This is a genomic window from Stenotrophomonas sp. YJH_SMC_101-4 (genome assembly GCF_059370395.1).
On record NZ_JCAFTP010000005.1, the window covers coordinates 138,972 to 161,104 of the forward strand.

The following is a 22,133-nucleotide window of genomic DNA, read 5'->3' on the forward strand; positions in this document are numbered from 1 at the left end:
TTGTAGCGGCCGCACGCAGGTGGGGTCAGATCCCTTTCCAGGGGAAAGGGATCTGACCCCGGTTCAGTGCGCCTCACCCTGCGCGGCCTGCACGTCCGGGTCGGCGGTCGGCGCCGACAGCCCCACCTGTGGCCCGGCACCGGCCAGGGCGGCCGCTTCGGCGGCCTGGGTCATCACCACGATGCTGATGCGGCGGTTGATCGGGTTCTGCGGGTCGACCTTGTCGAACAGCACTGACGAAGACAGGCCGACCACGCGGGTGATCTTGCTGTCGTCCAGGCCACCATCGATCAGCGCGCGGCGTGCGGCATTTGCACGGTCGGCGCTCAGTTCCCAGTTGCCATAGCCGCGAGCGACGGAATAGGCGGTGATGTCGGTGTGACCGGTCAGGCTGATCCGGTTCGGCACATGGTTCAGGTACTCGGCCAGCTCGTGCAGGATCTGCTGCGTGTACGGCTTCAGCGTGGCGCTGCCAAGGTCGAACATCGGCCGGTTCTGCTTGTCCACGATCTGGATGCGCAGGCCCTCCGGGGTCAGGTCCAGCAGCAGCTGGTCCTTGAACGGTTCCAGCGCCTGGCTCCTGCTGATCGCTTCCTGCAGCTCCTTCATCAGCTGTTCCAGCTGCTGCTTGTCGCGCTGCTGCTGGTCCACCGGCTGCGGTACTGCTTCCTTCTGGTTCTGGAAGGGATCGTTGCTGTTGCCACGCGAAACGTCGGTGGCACCGCCCAGCTTGATCATCGATGTGCTGGCGCCGCCCGGGCCGGCCATGCCGGGTGCCGGCGTGGCGTTCTGCCCGCTCAGCGGGCTCGGGTTGCGGAAGTACTCGGAAATGGCGGCACGGTCGTTCTTGTTGGTGGTGGCCATCAGCCACAGCACCAGGAAGAACGCCATCATCGCGGTCACGAAGTCGGCATAGGCCACCTTCCACGAACCGCCATGATGGGCGGCGTGGCCGGCCTTCTTGACCCGGCGGACGATGACGGTGGGCTTGGTCTCGGCCATGGCTTACTTGACCGTCTTCAGGTGCTGCTCGAAATCGGAGAAGGCCGGGCGCACGTTCGACGGCAGCGTCTTGCGGGCGAATTCCAGCGCGATCTTCGGGTTGTAGCCGCGCAGGCAGGCCAGCAGGGCGGTCTTCACCGATTCGTAGATGCGGCTGTCCTGCTCGGCGCGGGCCTCCATCGCGGCTGCCATCGGGCCGACGAAGCCATAGCCCAGCAGGATGCCGAGGAAGGTGCCGACCAGCGCACCGGCGACGTGGCCACCGACCTCGACGATGTCGCCACCGATCGAGCCCATGGTGATGACGATGCCCAGCACCGCCGCCACGATGCCGAAACCGGGCAATCCGTCGGCGACCTTGGTCAGCACCTGCGACGGCGCCATGGCCTCGGCGTGGTGCTTTTCCAGCTCCAGTTCCAGCAGCGGCTCCAGCTCGTGCGGCTCGATGTTGCTGCCGATCATCAGGCGCAGGCAGTCGGTGATGAAGTCGATCAGGTGGTGGTCGGCTTGCACCTTGGGGTAGTTGCCGAACAGCGCGCTCTCGGCCGGCCGCTCGACATGGTCTTCCAGCGCCATGAAGCCTTCGCGGCGGGCCTTGTTGAGCAGTTCATAGAGCAGGCTGAGGACATCGATGTAGTCCTGCTGCTTGTAGCGCGGGCCCTTGAACACGCCGACCATGGCCTGCAGGGTCTGCTTGACCGTCTTGGCCGGGGTACCGACCAGGAAGGCGCCGAGCGCGGCGCCGCCGATGATGACCAGCTCGTAGGGCTGCCAGAGGGCACCCAGGCGGCCGTGGGCACCGAGATAGCCCCCGATCACGCTGATGATGACGACCAGGAATCCAACGATGATGAGCATGGGGCGACGCAAGGAGAGGGGATATCTCCTTGTCGGCCCGTCGCCCGGTTTTCTGAAGAGGGAATTCTGTGAAACCGGTCAGCGGGGTGTTTCAGCCCGCCACGCCGCTTTCTGCGCCGCCACGCTGCAACGGATCGGGCCAGGGCTCGCCATTGCCGGTGAACGAAAGTGAGACGGAGTTCAGGCAGTGGCGCTCGTAGGTGGGCGGCGGACCGTCCGGGAACACGTGGCCCAGATGGCTGCCGCAGCGCGCGCAGGTGATCTCGGTGCGCACCATGCCGTGGCTGGTATCGCGGATCTCGCGCACGTGCGCCGGGTCGAACGGGGCAAAGAAGCTGGGCCAGCCGGTGCCGGAATCGAACTTGGTGCTGGAGCGGAACAGCGGCAGTGCGCACAGACGGCAGCAGTAGACGCCCTCGCGCTTGTTGTCGAGGAATACGCCGCAGAACGGCGCCTCGGTGCCGTGCTGCAGCAGTACGCGGCGTTCTTCGCCGCTGAGGCCGGCGACCAGCGCCTCGGTCTGGGTGGCGGTGGGGGGCGTCAGGTCGAAGGCGGTCATGGCGGCGCTCCGTGGGGTCGATGGCCTGGGGATGCCGGAAAACGTGGGGGTGCCGGCGCGCGCTTGCAAGTGTGATGGCCGTTCATGGGCGGCACACAGGTGCAGGCGCAAGGTGAATGCGATCCACGCCGGAGCGTGACATGAAACCGAGCCTTCCCCTGCTGTTGATGGGCCTGCTGCCCCTGGTTGCGCAGGCCCAGGTACCGACGTCGTCGAGCCCGACCGCCACCCGCAGTGCCACCACCGTGGCACCGCAACCGGTGGCACCTCCGCCACAGGCTGCCCGCCCGCAGCCGCAGGTGCTGCCGTCGCCGCAGCCGGCACAGCCGATCAAGTCCACCGGTCCCGCCCGGATCGCGCCGGCGCCGGTACCGAAGCCGGCCGACAAGGTCTATGACCGCAATGGCCGCATCGTGCCTGGCGTGCGCCCGGCCGGCCCGAACCGCGTGTTCGACTCGCGTACAGGCCGTTATTACGACAGCGTGCCTGCCGGTGATGGCCAGCAGATCAGGCGCTGACCTATGGGCCAAGCAAGGTTGGCAGCTCCTGCGCGTCGTGCGGGCTGAACGCACGAAAACAGCCTCTTGGCGATCACTGCTTTTTCGCCTGCGATTAACCGTTCCGGGACCACCGTGGCCCTGCGCTGGCATTCCGCCGCCGCATGTCCTTCGTCCACTGGATCGCGATCATGAAAAACCAGCAGAACCGTCATCCCGGCAAGGAACCGCAGGGCCGCAACCCGCAGCAGCGACAGCAGCAACAACAGCAGCAGATGGAGCCGCAGCCGCACAAGGGCGGCAAGCAGCAGGAACAGCGCTCGCAGAAGCATCCGCAGCAGCGCTGAGGGACTCCGGGGGTCGGATCCCGCACCGCGGGCTCTGACCCCATCCTGCGAGCGCCTCAATCCGGAATCGGCAGGCTCAGCGTTTCCTTCACTTCTTCCATCACGATGTAGCTCTTCGACTCACGTACATGCGGCAGCGTCAGCAACGTGCTGCCGAGCAGCTTGCGGTAGGAGGCCATTTCGCTGATCCGCGCCTTCAGCAGGTAATCGAAGTCGCCCGATACCAGGTGGCACTCCAGCACGTTGGGCAGCTTCAGCGCCGCGCGCCGGAACTCCTCGAAGATGTCGCCGGACTTGTAGGCCAGGCTGATCTCCACGAACACCAGCAGGCTGGCCTTCACCGCGGCCGGGTCGAGGTGGGCGTGGTAGCCGGTGATCACCCCTTCGCGCTCGAGCCTGCGTACACGCTCGGTGCATGGCGTGGTCGACAGGCCGACCCGCTCGCCCAGTTCGGTGAAGGAGATGCGGCCCTCGGCCTGCAGGATGCGCAGGATCTTGCGGTCGATCTTGTCCAGTTCGCGGGTACGGGTGGCCATGGCCGTCAACCTTGGGGAATGAATTGCAGGAGAACATCCTGCCGGTTGATTTCAAAACAGGCAAATCAACTGGGAATGGCTGTCTATACTTCCCCAATTATGGTCCCGGCACGCTCCAGTGTAGGGAATGATCGGGTTGGAGAAGTCCCATGCGAGTCCTAGTTCTCGGCAGCGGCGTGATCGGCACCACCAGTGCCTGGTACCTGCGACAGGCCGGGTTTGAAGTCACGGTCATCGATCGTCAGCTCGGCCCGGCGCTGGAAACCAGCTTCGCCAATGCTGGCCAGCTGTCGTTCGGCTACACCTCGCCGTGGGCGGCCCCGGGCGTGCCGAAGAAGGCCATCGGCTGGCTGTTCGAGAAGCACGCGCCGCTGGCGATCAAGCCGGGCATGGACCTGGCCCAGTACCGTTGGCTGTGGCAGATGCTGCGCAACTGCACCCACGAGCGCTACGCGATCAACAAGGCGCGCATGGTGCGCATGTCCGAGTACAGCCGTGACTGCCTGAACGAGCTTCGCGCGCAGATCGGCATCGAATTCGAAGGCCGCGACCTGGGCACCACCCAGCTGTTCCGCACCCAGCAGCAGCTGGATGCCTCGGCGCAGGACATCGAGATCCTGGCCCAGTACGGCGTGCCGTACGAGGTGCTGGACCGCGCCGGCATCATCCAGGCCGAACCGGCCCTGGCCCACGTCGATGGCCTGGTCGGCGCGCTGCGCCTGCCGCGTGACCAGACCGGCGACTGCCAGCTGTTCACCCGCCGCCTGGCGCAGATGTGCGTGGATGCCGGTGTCGAGTTCCGCTTCGACCAGGACATCACCGGCCTGGAGTTCGATGGCGACCGCATCACCGGCGTGCGCATCGACGGCAAGCTGGAAACCGCCGACCGCTTCGTGGTCGCGCTCGGCAGCTATTCGCCGGCGCTGGTCGCATCGCTGGGCATGCGCCTGCCGGTGTACCCGCTGAAGGGCTACTCGCTGACCCTGCCGATCACCGACCCGGCGATGGCGCCGACCTCGACCATTCTCGACGAGAGCTACAAGGTGGCGGTGACCCGCTTCGACGACCGTATCCGCGTCGGTGGCATGGCCGAAGTGGCCGGCTTCGACCTGTCGCTGTCGCAGCGCCGCCGCGAAACCCTGGAGCTGGTGGTCAGCGATCTCTACCCGAAGGGCGGCGACCTGTCGCGTGCGCAGTTCTGGACCGGCCTGCGCCCGGCCACGCCGGACGGTACGCCGGTGATCGGCGCCACGCCGTTCCGCAACCTGTACCTCAACACCGGCCACGGCACGCTGGGCTGGACCATGGCCTGCGGCTCGGGTCGCTACCTGGCCGACCTGATGAGCGCGCGCCAGCCGCAGATCAGCACCGAAGGCCTGGATATTTTCCGCTACGGCCAGTACGGTCACGCGCCGCAACAAGAGAACCGCACATGCGTCCTGCCCGCGCGCTGATCGATCTGGGCGCCCTGCGCAGCAACTACCGGCTCGCCCGTGAACTGGGCGGTGGCAAGGCCCTGGCGATCATCAAGGCCGATGCCTATGGGCATGGCGCGGTGCGCTGTGCGCAGGCGCTGGAAGGTGAGGCTGATGGTTTCGGCGTGGCCACCATCGAAGAGGCACTGGAGCTGCGCCAGGCCGGCATCCGTGCGCCGATCCTGCTGCTGGAAGGCATCTTCGAGCCCAGCGACATGGCGCTGGTGGCCGAGCATGACTTCTGGTTCGCCGTCGGTTCGCCGTGGCAACTGGAGGCCGTTGCTGCCTACGACAGCCCGTGCCCGTTGACGGTGTGGCTGAAGCTGGACAGTGGCATGCATCGCCTTGGCCTGGACGTGGACAGCTTCCGTGCCGCGCATGCACGCCTGTCGGCGCTGCCGCAGGTCGAGCGCATCGTGCTGATGACCCACCTGGCGCGCGCCGATGAGCTGGACAGCGAACGCACCCACGAACAGGCCGCGACCTTCGCGCGGGCCATCGACGGCCTGGACGGCGAGACCAGCGTGTGCAACTCGCCGGCGCTGCTGGGCTGGCCGGATGTACGCAGCGACTGGGTGCGCCCGGGCCTGATGCTGTATGGCGCCAATCCGCTGCCGGACAACACGGCACTGACCGAGCGCCTGCGCCCGGTGATGACGATGCAGTCGAAGGTGATCGCCGAGCGCTGGATCGAGGCGGGTGAGCCGGTGGGTTATGGCGCACGCTTCGTTGCCAAGGCACGCACCCGCGTGGGTGTGGTCGCGCTCGGCTATGCCGACGGTTATCCGCAGTTCGCCCCGAATGGCACCCCGGTGCTGATCGACGGCCAGCCCGGTGCGCTGATCGGGCGCGTGTCGATGGACATGCTGACGGTGGACCTGACCGCGCATGCCCAGGCCGGCATCGGCAGCGTGGTGGAACTGTGGGGCAGCGCACCGACGCTGTCCGAACTGGCGCCGCGCTGTGGCGTGAGTGCGTACCAGCTGCCGTGCGCGGTCAAGCGCGTGGCCAGGGTATACGTGTAGAGCCGAGCCCACGCTCGGCTTCGGTAGCGGCCGACCTTGGTCGGCGCCGTGTAATGCGTGTCGACCAAGGTCGACACCTACCGAGTGGCCTAACGCGCAGCGGTGGCCTGGCTGGCCAGCTGGCGCTTCACCCAGTCATCGATCAGGCGCTTCTCGTAGCGCAGCGGATCACTGTCGCTCTTCAGCCCCAGGTTGTGCAGGTAGCCGGTATCACTGAGGCGCGCATCGCCCTCGCTGACGATACGGCCGCTGGCGTCCTTCAACGTGTACTGCAGGCTGATCCGCGGCGGGTAGATGTCGCGCATGATCCGGATGTCGCGGCCACGCGGGCCGTGCCACGGCTCGTAGTCACCGGCACGCTTGATGTCCACCAGGGTCACATCGAGGGTCTGCCCAGGCTGCAGCGGCTTGGCAGCGGTGGTCTGCAGGTAGCGGGCCAGCTGCTGTACCCAGTCACCGCGTTCGGCCTCGAAGCGGTTGGTGCTCTGGCGGATCTCGGTGAATTTGGCCGGATCCTCCCATTTCACGCTGACCGGGCCATCGGCCTGCAACGCGCGCGGCGCGTCCGCATCGGTCACGGTGCGCGGTGCAGCGTTGGCGCCGCCCGCCACCAGGGCGCCTGCCAGCAGGGCAATCGCGAGTGAGCGTTTCATGACGGTCTCCTGCGTCCCCGCGCTGGGGACGATGTTGATCACAGATCGAGTGTGATCCTGTGGCCGGGCCACCGCAATGGCCGATTGCGTCGTGCGCAAGGGTGGTTGCCGCCAATTCATCGACGTCAACCATGACTGACGGCGCTTGACGCTGTGAATACGCGCTTTGGAAGATGCTGTGCTTCCAATCCGGCCTGCACAGACGCCCCTTGTCCACACTGCCGCCCCTCGTGGAGCGCCCACCGATGATGGTGCCAGCGCCCGAACCCGACCTGCATCATGGCGTGCTTGAGCGCATCAACGCCGGTTTCTGCGTGATCCAGGTGCTGTTCGAGGGCGATCGCGCGGTGGACTACCGTTTCATCGAGGTCAACGATGCGTTCGAGCGCCACACCGGCCTGAAGGACGCGCGTGGCCAGCGCATGACGGCGCTGGAACCGGGCCACGAGCAGGACTGGTTCCGCATCTACGGCGAGGTCGCGCGCAGTGGCCGCCCCGCCCAGTTCGAGATGGAAGCGCGTGCGCTGGGCCGCTCGTTCGCGGTTGATGCGGTGCGCGTGGGCCGTCCGGGCGAAGACAAGGTCGGCATCCTGTTCTTCGACATCACCGCACGCAAGCAGATGGAAGTGGAGCTGGGCGAGAGCGAAGCCCGCTTCAGCGCACTGGCCGACGGCCTGCCGATGCCGGTGTGGGTGCTCGACGAGCGCGGCCATGCCCGTTTCGTCAACAGCGCTTTCAGTGAGTTCTTTGGCGGTGACGAAACACGCGTGCCGGAAGATGTCTGGCGCGGCCTGGTGCATCCGGACGATGCATCGGTGTTCGAGTACGAACTGCAGGAAGCACTGAAGGCGCAGCGGTCGATGCATGCGCTGGTGCGGGCCCGACGCGCCGATGGCGAGTGGCGTTGGCTGGAGATGAACGCACGCCCGCGTTTCTCACGGATGGGCCGCTTCATCGGCCTGGCCGGCAGCAGCCCGGACGTGACCGAACGCCGCGAGATCGAGCTGGCCCGCGAGGAGCTTCTGCAGTCCGAGCGTGCCGCGCGCAGTGCCGCCGAGAACATGGCGCGGTTGAAGGACGAGTTCCTGGCCACGCTGTCGCACGAGCTGCGCACGCCGCTGACCACCATCCTCGGTTGGAGCGAGCTGCTGCTGCAGCGCGTGGACAACACCAGCCCGCTGTACAAGGGCCTGAATGTGATCGCCAACAGCGCCGGTGCGCAGAAGCGGCTGATCTCGGACATGCTCGACCTCAGCAGCATGCTGCTGGGCAAGGTGCAGCTGGAGGTGGAGATACTGGACCTGCGCGACCTGCTGGGCGAAGCCATCGGTGCGCAGGAACTGGTCGCCGAAGGCAAGGCGCTGGACGTGAGTCTGCTGCTGCCGGAGCAGCCCAGCCTGGTGCTGGGCGATGCCACCCGCCTGCAGCAGGTGTTCTGGAACCTGCTGTCGAACGCGATCAAGTTCACCCCGGCCGAAGGCCGCATCGACGTGCAGCTGCAGGCCGACGGCAACCACTGGGTGATCACGGTGCGCGATACCGGTGATGGCATCGCACCGGAGTTCCTCAACCATCTGTTCAGCCGCTTCCGCCAGGCCGATGGCACCACCACCCGACGCCATGGCGGCCTCGGCCTGGGCCTGGCGATCGTGCAGCAGCTGGTCGAACTGCATGGCGGTACCGTCACCGCCGCCAGCGAAGGCCATGGCCACGGCGCCACCTTCACCGTGCGCCTGCCGCAGCACATTCCCGATGCCGAGCGACGCCCGCTGCGCGAAGTGATCAGCGGGCCGATCCTGGAGCCGGTGATCGTCGAACCGTACCCGCTGCGTGGCATGCATGTGCTGGCGGTGGAAGACCAGCCGGAAGTGCTGGAGTACCTGCGGCGCATGCTGGAAGAGCAGGGCGCGAGTGTGTCGGCCGCCAGCTCGGCCGGTGAAGCGCTGGCGTTGCTGGCCGATACCGGGCACCTGCAGTACCACGTGATGCTGACCGACATCGGCATGCCGGGCATGGATGGCTATGGTCTGGTGCGCACGCTGCGCGAGGACATGGGCGTGGATGCGATGACCCTGCCGGCGGTTGCCGTGACCGCGCTGGCACGCGCCGATGACCGGCGCCGAGCGCTGGCGTCAGGCTTCCAGGAACATGTCGCCAAACCGTACTCGGTGGCACAGCTGGTGGCTGCGGTACGCAAGGTGCAGGTGCCACGCGCGGACAGCGCGCTGCACTGAGCATTCACGGCCGATCGGCGACCCTGCACGCAGGAGGTCGCCGATGTCCCGTATAGCTCCCCGCATCCATACCGATCCGGCGCAGATCGCGCGCCTGGAAGCCCTGTTGCCGCAGCTGGAAGGCGAAACGCAGGTGCAACTGACCCTGCACGATGGTCGCCGCCTGCTCGGCACCGTGGCGGTGAAACCGACCGTGCAGCAGTACCGCAACGACGCCGGCGACGAAGGCAGCAACGGCCAGTTGCGCCTGGATGACTACGACACGCCGGTGCAGCAGCACCATGTGTGGCTGGACGAGATCGCCAGCGTCGACCGTCTGCCACCCAGGGCGCCTTGATCGGATGTAGAGCCGAGCCCACGCTCGGCTGCGCCGTCGCCCGAGCGTGGGCTCGGGCGCTACCGGTGTGTCAGTGCTCGAACAAGGTCGGTGTCGCCTCGAACCGGCGCGCATAGGCGCGTTCTTCCGCCACCCGGGCCACCTCGTCATCGGCCAGGTCCGGTGCGCCGTACACCGCATAGGCCACGCTGCCGTCGGCGCCATGACCGACCTGGTGCAGCCGGTAGCGCGAGTGGCCGCCGCCGGTGTCCTCGGGGTAATGCACGGGCGGATGGCTGCCTTCCAGGTCCATCTCACTGTTGTCGACCACGCCACCGACGAACAAGGCTCGCATGCAGGTTCTCCTGGGTTTCCGGGGGAGCCTCTACCCTGAACGTTTCAATGTTGCTGGCAGATCAAGGCCCCGTTCGGGTTTTGCAAAGCGGCATACCGGGGCCGGTCCGGCCAAGCCGGTACAATGGACGGCCCTCACGCTTGAAGTACCCGCGCCGATGGCCTCCAGCGACGACGCCCCCCTGCAGACCCTGTTCCTGCCGTTCTCCCAAGGCGCCCTGCGCTGGCCGGAGGGCCCGGTGGCCTTCCTGCGTGCCCGCGACGGCTGGCCGCTGCGTGAAGCGGCCGGCAGCCGCGAGGTCCACTGCGAGCAGAGCTTCGCCCCGTTCGCGCAGCCTATGCAGCAGGCCGCCGGCTGGACTGTCAGTGGCCAGCTGGATGATGTGGCCGGCAAGGGCCGTTACCCGCTGGTGCTGGTGCTGCCGCCGCGCCAGCGTGAAGAAGCCCGCGCGCTGTTTGCCCGTGCGCTGGCGCTGGTCGCCGACGGCGGTCGCATCGTTGCCTGCCAGTCCAACAACGAAGGTGCACGCTCGGGCGAGGGCGACCTCAAGCAACTGACCGGCCTCGGCGGCAGCCTGACCAAGAACCACTGCCGCGTGTACTGGACCGCCCCGATGCAGGGCCAGCACGACGCCGACCTGGCCAAGCGCTGGTCGGCACTGGATGCGGTGCGGCCGATCGTCGGCGGGCGTTTCCTCAGCCGCCCGGGCGTGTTCGCCTGGGACCGCATCGATCCGGCCTCGGCGCTGCTGGCCGAGCACCTGCCGGCCGACCTGGCCGGCCGCGCCGCCGACCTCGGTGCCGGCTACGGCTACCTGTCGCGCGAGCTGCTGGAGCGCTGCCCGAAGATCACCGCGCTGGACCTGTACGAAGCGGAGCAGCGCGCGTTGGCACTGGCCGAGCTGAACCTGGCACCGCCGCCGCGTCCGCTGCCGCTGCGCTTCCTGTGGCAGGACGTCACCGCCGGCATCGAGCCGGGCTACGACGTCATCATCAGCAATCCGCCATTCCACACGCCCTCGCGCGCCGATCGCCCGGACATCGGCCAGCGCTTCATCGCCGTGGCCGCGCAGGCGCTGCGCCCGGGCGGACGCCTGTACGTGGTGGCCAACCGCCACCTGCCGTACGAGTACACGCTCAACGAGAGCTTTGGCGCGGTGCGCGTGATCGCCGAGCGTGATGGCTTCAAGCTGGTGGAAGCGGTGAAGGGGAAGGGCAAGTGAAGCTGGTCAAGCTCATCGCCAACCTGGGCTACGGCAGCCGCAAGCAGGTGCAGTGGATGTTCCGCGAAGGCCGCGTCACCGACGCCGACGGCGAGGTGCTGTATGCCGACGACCAGGTGCCGCACGAGGCGATCCGCGTCGACGGCGAGCCGCTGGACCCGCCGGTGGGCCTGTCGATCGCGCTGCACAAGCCGGCCGGCTACACCTGCTCGACCAAGGACACCGGCCGCCTGATCTACGACCTGCTGCCGCCGCGCTTCCGCGACCGCGATCCGGTGCTGTCCACAGTGGGCCGCCTCGACCGCGAGACCAGTGGCCTGCTGCTGCTGACCGACGACGGTGGCCTGCTGCACCGGATCATCTCGCCGAAGTCGAAGCTGCCGAAAGTCTATGAGGTCGAGTTGAGCGAGGACCTGCGCGGCGACGAGGTGGCGCTGTTCGCCAGCGGCACGCTGATGCTGGAGTCCGAGAAGACGCCCCTGCTGCCGGCTGAACTGGAAGTGGTGGATGCGCGTCGCGCGCGCCTGGTGCTGCACGAAGGCCGCTACCATCAGGTACGCCGCATGTTCGCCGCCACGGGCAACCACGTGCAGGCCCTGCACCGCAGCCGCGTCGGCGGGCTGGACCTGCAGGGGCTGGACGAAGGGCAATGGCGGCAGCTCACTTCCACCGACCTGGATACGCTGTTCGCTCCATGACCACCATCGCTGCGCTGCCGTTCCTCCCCGACGCCGTCATCTTCGACATGGACGGCCTGATGATCGACAGCGAGCGGGTCTCGCTGGCCTGTTGGAGCGAGGCCGCCGACGAATTCGGGCTGGGCCTGGACGAGGCAGTGTTCCTGCGCATGGTCGGCCTCGGTGACCGCGATACGCACGCGCTGCTGCGTGCGCAGGGCATCGAGGACAGCGTGATCGACGCCGTGGCGGCACGTTGCCATGAGCTGTACGAAGCACGCACGCAGACCGGTCTGCCGCTGCGGCCGGGCATCCTGGAGCTGCTGGAGCTGCTGAAGGCACATGCGATCCCGCGTGCGGTGGCAACCACCACGCGGCAGCCGCGGGCCAACCGCAAGCTGGCCGCCGCTGGCCTGCTGCCGTACTTCGATGCGGTGATCACCAGCGGCGACGTGGCGCGGCCGAAGCCGGCGCCGGATATCTACCTGCTGGCCGCGCAGCGGCTGGGCCAGGCGCCGGAGCGTTGCCTGGCGCTGGAAGACTCACCGGCCGGTACGCGCGCGGCGCTGGCGGCCGGCATGACCGTGATCCAGGTGCCGGACCTGGTGCATCCTGATGAAGAGCTGCGCGCACTGGGCCACCGCATCGTAGGGTCGCTGGTGGACGCGCGCGCATTGCTGGTGCCGTTGTTGCCGAGGTAACCGGTAGGTGCCGACCGTGGGTCGGCACGCCCCAATGCCCCCGGTGGGTGCCAACCTTGGTTGGCACTGAGCCGAGCATGGCTCGGCTCTACATCTATTTGGTGGGTGCCGACCGTTGGTCGGCACGCCTTCCCCATCACACCCGCCCGAACACCAGCGCGGCGTTGGTGCCACCGAAGCCGAAGCTGTTGGACATCACCGTATCCAGCTTCTGCTCGCGGCTTTCGCGCAGGATCGGGAAGCTCTCCACCTTCGGGTCCAGTTCGCCGATGTTGGCCGAACCGGCGACGAAGCCATCGCGCATCATCAGCAGGCAGTAGATCGCCTCGTGCACGCTGGCCGCACCCAGCGAATGGCCGGACAGCGCCTTGGTCGAGGACAGCGGCGGCACCGCATCGCCGAACACTTCGCGGATCGCATTGAGCTCGGTGACGTCGCCCAGCGGCGTGGAGGTGCCGTGGGTGTTGAGGTAGTCCAGCGGGCGATCGACGCCCTGCAGCGCCATCTTCATGCAGCGCACCGCGCCTTCGCCGGACGGGGCGACCATGTCGGCGCCGTCGGAGGTCACGCCATAGCCGATCAGCTCGGCATGGATGTGCGCGCCGCGCGCAACGGCGTGGTCGTAGTCCTCCAGCACCAGCATGCCGCCGCCGCCGGCGATGACGAAGCCGTCGCGGTCCTTGTCGTACGGACGCGAGGCGCTGGCCGGGGTCTCGTTGAAGCTGGTCGACAGCGCGCCCATCGCGTCGAACATCACGCTCATCGACCAGTGCAGATCTTCGCCGCCACCGGCGAACATGATGTCCTGCGCGCCATGGCGGATCATGTCCGCGGCAGCGCCGATGCAGTGCGCCGAGGTGGCGCAGGCGGCCGACAGCGAGTAGCTGACGCCCTTGATCTGGTAGGCCGTGGCCAGGCAGGCCGAGACGGTCGAGCACATCGTGCGCGGCACCATGTACGGGCCGACCTTGCGCACGCCACGTTCGCGCAGCAAGTCGACCGCGCCGATCTGCCACTCGCTGGAGCCGCCACCGGAACCGGCGATCAGGCCGGTACGCAGATTGCTGACCTGATCGGCGCTGAGCCCGGCATCGGCGATGGCATCGCGCATGGCCAGATAGGCGAAGGCCGCTGCATCGCTCATGAAGCGCTTCTGCTTGCGGTCGATCAGCGCGTCCAGGTCGAGGTCGACGCGGCCGCCGACCTGGCTGCGCAGGCCCGCTTCGGCGTGGTCGGCCAAGGCGGTGATGCCCGAGCGCCCTTCGCGCAGCGCAGCCGAAACGGTATCCAGATCATTGCCGAGGCAGGACGTGATGCCCATGCCGGTGATGACGACGCGACGCATCAGAAGCTCCCGGTTTCAGTGAACAGGCCGACGCGCAGGTCGCGCGCGCTGTAGATTTCGCGGTCATCCACGTACATGCGCGCGTCCGACTGGGCCATCACCAGCTTGCGGTTGATGACACGGCTGATATCGATCTCGTAGCGCACCAGCTTGGCCTCCGGCAGCACCTGGCCGGTGAACTTCACTTCGCCACAGCCCAGCGCGCGGCCCTTGCCGGGGGCGCCCAGCCAGGTCAGGAAGAAGCCGGTCAGCTGCCACATGGCGTCCAGGCCCAGGCAGCCGGGCATCACCGGGTCGCCGATGAAGTGGCAGCCGAAGAACCACAGGTCCGGGCGGATATCCAGTTCGGCGCGTACCATGCCTTTGCCATGCGGTCCGCCGTCCTCGCGGATGTCGGTGATGCGGTCGAACATCAGCATCGGATCGTTGGGCAAACGGCCGGCGGCGGTGCCGAACAGTTCACCGCGTGCGCTGGCCAGCAGCTGTTCGCGGTTGAACGCGTGGAGACGGGTCATGAAGCACAATCCTGGAAGCGGGGAAACAGGGAAACAAGCGCTCGAGGATGCCCGTGGAAACTGCGCCGATCAAACATTTCAACCGTACGCAACCGTAGTGTTTTCAATGGAATACGCGCATCCTGTTGATGTGCAACGACCATACTTCGGCGTGTGGCCCGTCCGGCACGCCCCCGCCCTTTCCGCCTGACATGACCCGACTGCGCAAGATCATCCACGTCGACATGGACGCGTTCTACGCGTCGGTGGAGCAGCGCGACGATCCGTCACTGCGCGGCAAGCCGGTGGTTGTGGCATGGCGTGGAGCGCGTTCGGTGGTGTGCGCGGCCTCGTACGAGGCACGCGTGTTCGGCGTGCGTTCGGCGATGCCCGCCGTGCGTGCCGAGCGCCTGTGCCCGGATGCGATCTTCGTGCCGCCGGACTTCGCACGTTACAAGGCGGTGTCACAGCAGGTGCGCGCGATCTTCCTGCGGCATACCGACCTGGTCGAGCCGTTGTCGCTGGACGAGGCCTACCTCGATGTGACCGAGCCGAAGAGCGGCATCGAACTGGCCACCGACATCGCCCGCACCATCCGCGCGCAGATCCGCGAGGAAACGAACCTGACTGCTTCAGCTGGCATCGCGCCAAACAAGTTCCTGGCCAAGATCGCCTCGGACTGGCGCAAACCTGATGGCCAGTTCGTGATCCCCCCGCAGCGGGTGGACGCGTTCCTGCAGCCGTTGCCAGTGAACCGGGTGCCCGGCGTCGGCAAGGTGATGGAAGGAAAACTTGCCGCGCGCGGCATCGTCACCTGCGGCGATCTGCGGCAGTGGGCGTTGATCGACCTGGAAGAAGCATTCGGCAGCTTCGGCCGCAGCCTGTACAACCGTGCACGCGGCATCGACGAGCGGCCGGTGGAACCGGACCAGCAGGTGCAGTCGATTTCCTCGGAGGACACCTTCGCCGAAGACCTGCCGCTGGAAGACCTGGGCGAAGCGATCGTGCAGCTGGCGGAGAAGACCTGGAAGGCCACGCGCAAGACCGAACGCGTCGGCCACACCGTGGTGCTGAAACTGAAGACCGCGCAGTTCCGCATCCTCACCCGCAGCTTCACCCCGGAGCGCCCGCCGGAATCGATGGAAGAACTGCGCGACATCGCACTGGCCCTGCGCGCCCGCGTCGACCTGCCGGCGGAGACCCGTTACCGTTTGGTCGGCGTCGGGCTCGGCGGCTTCCGCGAGAAGGAGCCGGTGGTGCAGGGGGAATTGTTCGAGCACGACATGAACAAACCCACAGATACCTAATCATCAAACAGTGGGGTCAGAGCCCGTTGCGCAGCAACGGGCTCTGACCCCGTGCCGACCAACGGTCGGCACCCACCATCAGCAGCAGGTTCCGACAGATAGCGGGAAACTGTCGAAGGCGGGGTGGGTCCGGTTGCGGGGGCGTGAGCCGCATGGATGCGGCGACCGAGCTTACATGGACGTACTTGCAGCGCCCCCCCGCAACCGGACCCACCCCGCCAACCCTCAGGAGACCAGCTTTTGCTGTTGCTTCGGCTGTTGCCGTTGCATTGAGCAGGTGCAGGGCGCAGCCCTGCAAAAGAAAACTTCCTACCTCATGGCCACTGCATCTCGCCCTTGGCCACCTTCGCACTCAGCTCCAGCGATGCGACGCCATCCAGCTTCGGGTAGCGCGACTGCATTGCTTTCACCAGTGCCGCACTGTCCTTGGCCTTGGCCGCCTCGGCATCGAACGCGCGGATGTAATCTGCGGTGAAGCGCAGCGCACTCGAATCCAGTGCGGCACCCGGTGCGTAATGCCCCGGTACCACTACTTTCGGCTTCAACGCCTGCAACCGCTGCAGGGTCTGCAGCCAGTCGGTGTGCGACTTCGGCGTCTGCGTGTCGGCCATCCACACGTGCTCACCGGCCACCACCGGAATGCCACCGACGATCGCACGCAGCGACGGCACCCACAGCACCGTGCGGTCCGGGGTCGGTCCGTCCAGGCCGATCAGCGGCAGGCGCTGGCCTTCCAGTTGCAGGGCATCGCCATCCAGCACCTGCGGCACCACGATGCGGGCCGGCACGTCGGCACCCATCTTCGGGCCCCAGTAGGCCAGCTTGCCGGCCTGTGTCTGCTGGATGTGGGCAACGGTCTGCGCGGTAGCGACGATGCGCGCCTTCGGGAACGCATCCTGCAGCGTGGCCAGGCCGAAGTAGTAGTCCGGATCGCCGTGGCTGATGTAGATCGTGGTCAGCTGCTTGCCGCTGGCGCGGATCAGCTCGACCAGCTTGCGCGCGTCGCTGGCACCGAACTGCGCATTGACCAGGATCGCGTCGTGGCGGCCTTCGATCAGCACCGAGGACACCGAGAACATCGCCTGCGGGCCGGGATGGAAGGTCTGCAGGTGCAGCTGGGATTTCGTCGCCGTGGCCGGCACCGGGGTGGCCGATGCGGCCATCAGCGGCGCACTGGTGAAGCTGGCGGCCAGGGCGAGGGGAAGCAGCAGGGCAGCGGTACGCATGGGAATTCCTTGTGTAGAGCCGGGCCAATGCCCGGCTGCATGTTCGCGTAGAGCCGAGCGCGGGCTTGGCTCTACATGGGACGTGCGTGGATCAATACGCTGCAGTGATGATCTGCTTCGGATACGCGTGCGCTTCCAGCTCGGCGACGAACGCCGCGCCATAGTCGGCGTAGCTGATGCGGCTGTGGCCGCTGGCATCGGCAAGGAAGGCCTTGGGCTGCACGCGGTACTGGCCGCGCTCTTCGCCCGGGCCGATTTCTGCGGCCGGCGAGAAGAAGGTCCAGTCCAGGTCGTCCACTGCCTGCAGGCGGTTGAACGCCTCGCGATGGGCCAGCGCGTACGGCTTGTAGGCCTCCGGGAAGTCGGGGGTATCGACCAGCTGCACGCCGGGCGCGACTTCCAGGCTGCCGGCACCACCGACCACCACCAGGCGCGGTACGCCGGCCTTGCGTGCGGCGGCGGCCAACTGCGCGGCGACCTCGCCCACACGGCCGATGTCATCGCCGGGGCGCGGGCCGTAGGCACTGGCCAGCACGTCGTGGCCGGCAATGGCGGCGACCAGCGCATCCAGGTCGTCCAGCGAGGCGACCACCGGATGCGCACCGGCCAGTTCAGCCGGAAGGTCCTGCGCGCTGCGCACGATGACAGTGAGTTCGTGGCCGCGGGCCAGCGCGTGGCGGGCGATCTGGCGGCCGATGTTGCCGGTGGAACCAATGAGGGCGATCTTCATGGCAGGACTCCGTGGGGCGGTGTGGGGTGGGAATGGGGTCACTCTAGGCTGCTGCAGTTGATCGAAAAACAGCGTATAACGCGCTTGTTTGTTGCAGGAATCGAGCAGATGGACCGACTGACCGCCATGACCGTGTTCGTCGAGGTCGCCGAGCGCGGCAGCCTCACCGCCGCCGCCGAGGTGCTGGACATGTCGCGGGCGATGGTCACCCGCTACCTGGCCGAGGTTGAAGGGTGGCTGGGTGCGCGCCTGCTGCACCGGACCACGCGCCGGATCAGCCTGACCGGCCCCGGCGAGGCGGCGCTGGCGCGCTTCCGGCAGATGTTGGCGATCGGCGAAGAACTGCAGGGCGAGCTGGCCAGTGATGATCCCGAGCCGCACGGAACGCTGCGGGTGACCGCCAGCGTCTCATTCGGGCAGAGTCACCTGGCACGGGCCGTGGCCGGCTTCGTTGCACGCCATCCGGCGGCACGCATCGAGCTGCTGCTGGTCGACCGCACGGTGAACCTGGTGGAAGAGCGGGTGGACCTGGCCGTGCGCATCGCGCGCCAGATCGACCCCAGCCTGATCGCACGGCGCCTGGCCACCTGCCGCTCGGTGTTGTGCGCGACGCCGTCCTACCTGCAGGCGCGTGGCACGCCGACCGCCCCCGAGCACCTGGCCGCGCACAACTGCCTGACCCACCATTACGTCGGTAAAAGCCTGTGGCAGCTGCACCGCGATGGACGTTCGCTGTCGGTGGCGGTGGGCGGCAACATCAGCGCGAACGAGGCCTCGCTGCTGCTGGAGGCGGTGCGGGCCGGTGCCGGTATCGCCATGCTGCCGACCTACCAGGTGGCGCCGCTGCTGCGCAGTGGCGAGCTGATCGAACTGCTGCCCGAATTCAGCCTGGACGAACTCGGCATTCATGCCGTGTACGCGTCACGGCGCCAGCAGCCCGCTATCATGCGGCGATTCCTGGATTTCCTGGGCGAGTGTTTCGCCAGCCCGGCCTTCCAGGATCTGGATTGGCGCCCACCGGGCAAGGAGAACACATGAACCATGGACAGGCCTTGATCGACCACAACCGTGCTGCCTGGGACCGCCAGGCCAGCGAAGTGCGCGAATGGTCGCGCCCGGTGGAAAGTTCAACGATTGCCGCCGCGCGCGAAGGCCGCTGGCAGGTGCACCTGACGCCCCGCGCGCTGCCGCTGGACTGGATGGGTGATGTGCGCGGCCGTCGCATCCTGTGCCTGGCCTCGGGCGGTGGCCAGCAGGCACCGGTGCTGGCCGCTGCGGGCGCTGACGTCACCGTGTTCGACCTGTCCGACGGGCAGCTGGAACAGGACCGCAGGGTCGCTGCGCGCGATGGCCTGCAGCTGCGCACCGTGCAGGGTGACATGCGCGATCTGCACGTGTTCGCCAACGACAGTTTCGACGTGGTGTTCCACCCGATCTCGAACCTGTACGTGCCTGACGTGCGCCCGGTGTGGACCGAATGCCGCCGTGTGCTGGCACGCGATGGCATGCTGATGGCCAGCTTCTACAACCCGGTGCTGTTCGTCGGTGCGCGCGATCCGCAGCTGGACGCACAGGGCCTGATCCGGCCGCAGTACGCCATTCCCTATTCGGACCTGGAAGACCTGCCGCCGGCCGAGCGCGAGGCGAAGCTGGCACGGGGCGATGCACTGACCTTCGGCCACAGCCTGACCGAACTGATCGGTGGCCAGCTGGATGCCGGCTTCATCATCGATCGCTTCATGGAGGACTGGCAGCCGCAGCCGCGTTTCCTGATCGACCGTTACCTGCCCACGTTCCTGGCTACCCGCGCGCGCCGGATCGGCTGAGGCGGATCGGTGCAAAAACCAGCGGCGTACAATGGACGGCCCCACGTCATGCAGGTGCCGTCCCTTGTCGTATCCCTATCCACTGGTCGTGTTCGACCTTGATGGCACGCTGGTCGACAGCGCAGCTGATATCGCCGAAGCGCTGAACCGCACGCTGGAGGACATCGGTGTGGCACGCGTACCGGAAGCCACGGTGCTGGGCTGGATCGGCGACGGTGTGCGCCGCCTGGTCGAGCAGGCCGTGCATGCCGCGGGTCGTGAGGTCGACCTGGCCGAGGTCATGCCGGTCTTCATGGTGCACTACCGCGAATGCCTGCTGCGCAGCCCGCGCCTGTTCGATGGCGTGGGTGAAGCGCTGGCGCAACTGCGTGCACGCAACGTGCCGCTGGCGATCTGCACCAACAAGCCCGAAGCGCTGGTGCCACCGCTGCTGCAGCACCTGGGCATCGGTGATGCGTTCGCGCTGATACTGGGCGGCGATTCGCTGCCGCAGCGCAAGCCCAGTGGCGAACCGCTGCGGCACATCGCTGCGCACTTCGGGCTGCCGGTGGATGCCTGCCTGATGGTGGGTGATTCGTTGACCGACTACCGCGCCGCCGAAGATGCAGGCATGCCGATCGCGCTGGTGCGTTACGGCTACCCGCGCGGCCTGGACATGGCCACCGCGCATGCCGTGGCGGTGATCGACGATCTGCGTGAATTGCCGGGGTTGGCCGCCGGCGTCCCGGTGTAGAGCCGAGCCCATGCTCGGCTGCTTTGCTGCCTGAGCCGAGCATGGGCTCGGCTCTACAGAGAAAGCGCCGGGAATGCCCGGCGCGTTTCCTCATTTCGGCTGGTAACGCATGCTCAACTGGTACTCACGGCCCGGCTGGTTGAACCACGCCACGGTCTCGTAGTTGCGGTCGAACACGTTGGCGGCACGCGCCAGCAGCGACCACGACGGCGTCAGCGCGTACTCGGCGCGCAGGTCCAGCGTGCCGTAGCCGCCAACCTTCACCGAGTTGCTGGCGTTGTCAAAGCGCTTGCCCGCGCCCTGTACGGTCAGGCCGGCGCGGAAATCGCCGAAGCGACGGTCGATGTCCAGGCGCGCGGTCTGCTGTGCACGGCGCGGCAGCCAGTTGTCAAACTGGGTGCTGCCGTAGGTGCGGTTGCGCGGGTCGGTGTAGCTCAGCTGCGCGTTGATGTCGAAGCCGGCCAGCAGCACGCCACCGGTCAGCTCGGCACCACGGATGCGCGCCTTCTCCACCTGCTGCATTTTCATCGTGGACGCATCGTAGGTGATCAGGTCATCGATGCGGGTTTCGTACACATCCATGCCCCAGTGCCAGCCCTGGCCCTGCTGCGAAACGCCGAGGTTGGCGCTCTTGGACTTCTCCGGATTCAACGTCGGCACGCCGCTCCACGGGTCGTACAGGTCGCTGAAGGTCGGTGCCTTGAACGCGGTGCCGTAGCTGGCGTTGACGCGCAGGCCGTGGCCCAGTTCCATCGCCCAGCCAACGCTGCCGGTGGCGTGGTTGCCGAACTGCTGGTTGTCGTCGTTGCGGGCGCTGGCCTGCAGTTGGTGGCGGCCGAAGCGGCCCTGGTACTGCACGAACACGCCGGTGTTGCGGCGGCTGTCGACGAGATACCCGGCGCTGCTGCCGTCCAGATTGTCTTCGCTCCAGTCCACGCCGGCACTCAGCAGCTGGCCCTCGGCCACACCGAAGTCACCCTGCAGCGAGGCGCTGTCACGATGGGTCTGCGCGCTGCCAAACACCCCCGGTGCGCCGAAGTTGTCGGATTCATTGTCGCTGCGGCCGACGTTGGCGGTGAACGCCAGGCGCTCCGACGGGGTGTAGCGCACCTTGCCGGCCAGCACCTGCTGGCGGGTCTCGGAGTAGTTGTAGTAGCCGTCGTAATGGTTCTTGCCGTCGGCGCGCAGTGCGCTGCCTTCCACGTTCCACTGGTCGTTGAAGCTGTAACCGCCGCGCAGGCTCTTGGACAGGTTGCGGTAGCCGTCGCGGTCGTGCTCGTCGGCAAAGCAGCCCGCGGTGAACACCGAGGAAGAACCGCGGCAGGCATCGATGCCGTCGGAATGCTGGTAGGCGATGTCGGCACCGAACCAGCCGCGCTCGGTGCCGCCACCAATGCCGCCGCTGGCTTCGCGCAGCCCGTTGCTGCCGCCGCCGAGCTGGAAGTGCGGAGCGAAATCGCCCTTGTTGCGGCGGGTGAAGATCTGGATCACGCCACCGATGGCGTCGGCACCGTACAGGCTGGACTGCGGGCCGCGAACGATTTCGACGCGCTCGATCTGCGCCAGCGGCAGGTCCTGGTACATGGCCAGGCCGAGGTCGGCACTGTTGATGCGCACGCCGTCGACCAGCACCACGGTGTGGCCCGAGTTGGTGCCGCGCAGGAACAGCGAGCTCTGCTTGCCGAGGCCGCCGGCATTGGTCAGGTTGATGCCGGCGCGGCCGCGCAGCAGCTCCTGCAGCGAGGTGGCCTGGCTGGATTCGATCTGCGCGCGGTCGATCACCTGCGCCGGCGCGATACTGTCCTGCAGCGCGATCGGGGTGCGGGTGGCGGTGACCAGGATCTGGTCGAGCGCAGTGGTGTCATCGGCGGCCTGGGCCAGCGCGGGCAGGGTGGCCAGCACGGCCAGGGACAGCATTCGGGACTGCAGCTTCATGGGGGACTCCAGGTGCCACGCACGCCCGCGTGGCGAAGGGGAGGAGCCGCGAAGGCAGGCATGCGCCGACGCCGCAGCGC

Annotated in this window: 24 protein-coding genes; 13 read left to right on the forward strand and 11 right to left on the reverse strand. The window is 67.4% G+C overall.

The features are described 5' to 3' along the window. Positions 1-63 precede the first annotated feature (63 nt). The 3 genes from motB to msrB form a co-directional block, all read right to left on the reverse strand. A complete protein-coding gene (gene motB, locus AC5P8D_RS17185) occupies positions 64-1,002 on the reverse strand; it encodes a flagellar motor protein MotB (protein WP_143993796.1) in 939 nt (312 codons plus the stop codon). 3 nt (positions 1,003-1,005) lie between these two features. Next, a complete protein-coding gene (gene motA, locus AC5P8D_RS17190; RefSeq protein WP_005407915.1) occupies positions 1,006-1,860 on the reverse strand; it encodes a flagellar motor stator protein MotA in 855 nt (284 codons plus the stop codon). A gap of 91 nt (positions 1,861-1,951) precedes the next feature. Continuing rightward, the gene (gene msrB / locus AC5P8D_RS17195; protein ID WP_010484122.1) at positions 1,952-2,419 is read right to left on the reverse strand and encodes a peptide-methionine (R)-S-oxide reductase MsrB; all 468 of its coding nucleotides are present in this window, start codon (positions 2,417-2,419) and stop codon (positions 1,952-1,954) included. A gap of 140 nt (positions 2,420-2,559) precedes the next feature. Between msrB and AC5P8D_RS17200 the strand changes: the two genes are divergently transcribed. Both AC5P8D_RS17200 and AC5P8D_RS17205 read left to right on the forward strand, forming a co-directional pair. Further along, positions 2,560-2,937, forward strand: coding sequence for a hypothetical protein (locus AC5P8D_RS17200; protein ID WP_043398903.1), 378 nt, complete (start codon positions 2,560-2,562; stop codon positions 2,935-2,937). A 143-nt stretch (positions 2,938-3,080) separates the two neighbouring features. Continuing rightward, entirely contained in the window at positions 3,081-3,263 is a 183-nt protein-coding gene (locus AC5P8D_RS17205) for a lana protein (protein WP_143993794.1), read from the forward strand. Positions 3,264-3,319: 56 nt separating this feature from the next. On the opposite strand, the gene AC5P8D_RS17210 is transcribed toward AC5P8D_RS17205, so the two are convergent. Beyond that, positions 3,320-3,799 (reverse strand): Lrp/AsnC ligand binding domain-containing protein, encoded by a 480-nt coding sequence (locus AC5P8D_RS17210; RefSeq protein ID WP_005407919.1) that lies wholly within the window; start codon positions 3,797-3,799, stop codon positions 3,320-3,322. A 149-nt stretch (positions 3,800-3,948) separates the two neighbouring features. Here AC5P8D_RS17210 and AC5P8D_RS17215 point away from each other — a divergent pair, with 149 nt between their 5' ends. Together AC5P8D_RS17215 and alr are read left to right on the forward strand one after the other, a co-directional pair. After that, positions 3,949-5,253, forward strand: coding sequence for a D-amino acid dehydrogenase (locus AC5P8D_RS17215; RefSeq protein ID WP_495203518.1), 1,305 nt, complete (start codon positions 3,949-3,951; stop codon positions 5,251-5,253). Beyond that, a complete protein-coding gene (alr, locus tag AC5P8D_RS17220) occupies positions 5,232-6,299 on the forward strand; it encodes an alanine racemase (RefSeq protein ID WP_134959173.1) in 1,068 nt (355 codons plus the stop codon). Before AC5P8D_RS17215 ends, alr begins: the two co-directional genes overlap by 22 nt. An 89-nt stretch (positions 6,300-6,388) precedes the next feature. Here the strand turns inward: alr and AC5P8D_RS17225 are convergent, their stop codons facing one another. Next, positions 6,389-6,952 (reverse strand): DUF3016 domain-containing protein, encoded by a 564-nt coding sequence (locus AC5P8D_RS17225; RefSeq protein WP_010484117.1) that lies wholly within the window; start codon positions 6,950-6,952, stop codon positions 6,389-6,391. 245 nt (positions 6,953-7,197) lie between these two features. On the opposite strand from AC5P8D_RS17225, the gene AC5P8D_RS17230 reads away from it, so the two are divergent. Both AC5P8D_RS17230 and AC5P8D_RS17235 read left to right on the forward strand, forming a co-directional pair. Further along, complete coding sequence (locus tag AC5P8D_RS17230) at positions 7,198-9,186, forward strand: hybrid sensor histidine kinase/response regulator (RefSeq protein ID WP_043398895.1); 1,989 nt, start codon at positions 7,198-7,200, stop codon at positions 9,184-9,186. A gap of 43 nt (positions 9,187-9,229) precedes the next feature. Further along, positions 9,230-9,523 carry a DUF3247 family protein gene (locus AC5P8D_RS17235; protein ID WP_049410437.1) on the forward strand — a complete coding sequence of 98 codons (294 nt, stop codon included), beginning with the start codon at positions 9,230-9,232 and terminating at the stop codon, positions 9,521-9,523. 70 nt (positions 9,524-9,593) lie between these two features. Here the strand turns inward: AC5P8D_RS17235 and AC5P8D_RS17240 are convergent, their stop codons facing one another. Beyond that, entirely contained in the window at positions 9,594-9,857 is a 264-nt protein-coding gene (locus tag AC5P8D_RS17240; RefSeq protein WP_005407925.1) for a hypothetical protein, read from the reverse strand. A 157-nt stretch (positions 9,858-10,014) separates the two neighbouring features. Between AC5P8D_RS17240 and AC5P8D_RS17245 the strand changes: the two genes are divergently transcribed. Genes AC5P8D_RS17245 through AC5P8D_RS17255 form a run of 3 tightly spaced genes read left to right on the forward strand, consistent with a single transcriptional unit; the run spans position 10,015 to position 12,457 of the window. After that, on the forward strand, positions 10,015-11,079 hold the full coding sequence (locus AC5P8D_RS17245; protein ID WP_054170902.1) for a class I SAM-dependent methyltransferase: 1,065 nt from the start codon (positions 10,015-10,017) through the stop codon (positions 11,077-11,079). Then, complete coding sequence (locus AC5P8D_RS17250; RefSeq protein ID WP_010484113.1) at positions 11,076-11,777, forward strand: pseudouridine synthase; 702 nt, start codon at positions 11,076-11,078, stop codon at positions 11,775-11,777. Before AC5P8D_RS17245 ends, AC5P8D_RS17250 begins: the two co-directional genes overlap by 4 nt. Then, positions 11,774-12,457 (forward strand): HAD family hydrolase, encoded by a 684-nt coding sequence (locus tag AC5P8D_RS17255; RefSeq protein WP_053442469.1) that lies wholly within the window; start codon positions 11,774-11,776, stop codon positions 12,455-12,457. Before AC5P8D_RS17250 ends, AC5P8D_RS17255 begins: the two co-directional genes overlap by 4 nt. A 136-nt stretch (positions 12,458-12,593) precedes the next feature. On the opposite strand, the gene fabB is transcribed toward AC5P8D_RS17255, so the two are convergent. Then, entirely contained in the window at positions 12,594-13,802 is a 1,209-nt protein-coding gene (fabB, locus tag AC5P8D_RS17260; RefSeq protein ID WP_043398887.1) for a beta-ketoacyl-ACP synthase I, read from the reverse strand. Further along, positions 13,802-14,317: a 3-hydroxyacyl-[acyl-carrier-protein] dehydratase FabA gene (fabA, locus tag AC5P8D_RS17265; RefSeq protein ID WP_005407930.1), complete on the reverse strand. Its 516-nt coding sequence runs from the start codon at positions 14,315-14,317 to the stop codon at positions 13,802-13,804. The genes fabB and fabA overlap by 1 nt, the downstream gene beginning before the upstream one ends. 191 nt (positions 14,318-14,508) lie before the next feature. On the opposite strand from fabA, the gene dinB reads away from it, so the two are divergent. Continuing rightward, positions 14,509-15,603, forward strand: coding sequence for a DNA polymerase IV (dinB, locus tag AC5P8D_RS17270; RefSeq protein ID WP_043398884.1), 1,095 nt, complete (start codon positions 14,509-14,511; stop codon positions 15,601-15,603). A gap of 314 nt (positions 15,604-15,917) precedes the next feature. Here dinB and AC5P8D_RS17275 read toward each other — a convergent pair whose 3' ends face one another. Continuing rightward, positions 15,918-16,829: an MBL fold metallo-hydrolase gene (locus tag AC5P8D_RS17275; protein ID WP_053442471.1), complete on the reverse strand. Its 912-nt coding sequence runs from the start codon at positions 16,827-16,829 to the stop codon at positions 15,918-15,920. A gap of 91 nt (positions 16,830-16,920) precedes the next feature. Next, a complete protein-coding gene (locus AC5P8D_RS17280) occupies positions 16,921-17,559 on the reverse strand; it encodes an NAD(P)-dependent oxidoreductase (RefSeq protein WP_159359748.1) in 639 nt (212 codons plus the stop codon). Between the two features lie 108 nt (positions 17,560-17,667). Here AC5P8D_RS17280 and AC5P8D_RS17285 point away from each other — a divergent pair, with 108 nt between their 5' ends. The 3 genes from AC5P8D_RS17285 (at position 17,668) to gph (ending at position 20,118) form a co-directional block, all read left to right on the forward strand. Then, on the forward strand, positions 17,668-18,597 hold the full coding sequence (locus AC5P8D_RS17285; RefSeq protein ID WP_010484105.1) for a LysR family transcriptional regulator: 930 nt from the start codon (positions 17,668-17,670) through the stop codon (positions 18,595-18,597). Further along, positions 18,594-19,385, forward strand: a complete 792-nt coding sequence (locus AC5P8D_RS17290) for a class I SAM-dependent methyltransferase (RefSeq protein WP_019338001.1) — start codon at positions 18,594-18,596, stop codon at positions 19,383-19,385. Before AC5P8D_RS17285 ends, AC5P8D_RS17290 begins: the two co-directional genes overlap by 4 nt. Positions 19,386-19,449: 64 nt before the next feature. Next, complete coding sequence (gph, locus tag AC5P8D_RS17295) at positions 19,450-20,118, forward strand: phosphoglycolate phosphatase (RefSeq protein WP_019338002.1); 669 nt, start codon at positions 19,450-19,452, stop codon at positions 20,116-20,118. A gap of 90 nt (positions 20,119-20,208) precedes the next feature. On the opposite strand, the gene btuB is transcribed toward gph, so the two are convergent. Continuing rightward, the gene (btuB, locus tag AC5P8D_RS17300) at positions 20,209-22,053 is read right to left on the reverse strand and encodes a TonB-dependent vitamin B12 receptor (protein ID WP_495203519.1); all 1,845 of its coding nucleotides are present in this window, start codon (positions 22,051-22,053) and stop codon (positions 20,209-20,211) included. Positions 22,054-22,133: the final 80 nt, after the last annotated feature.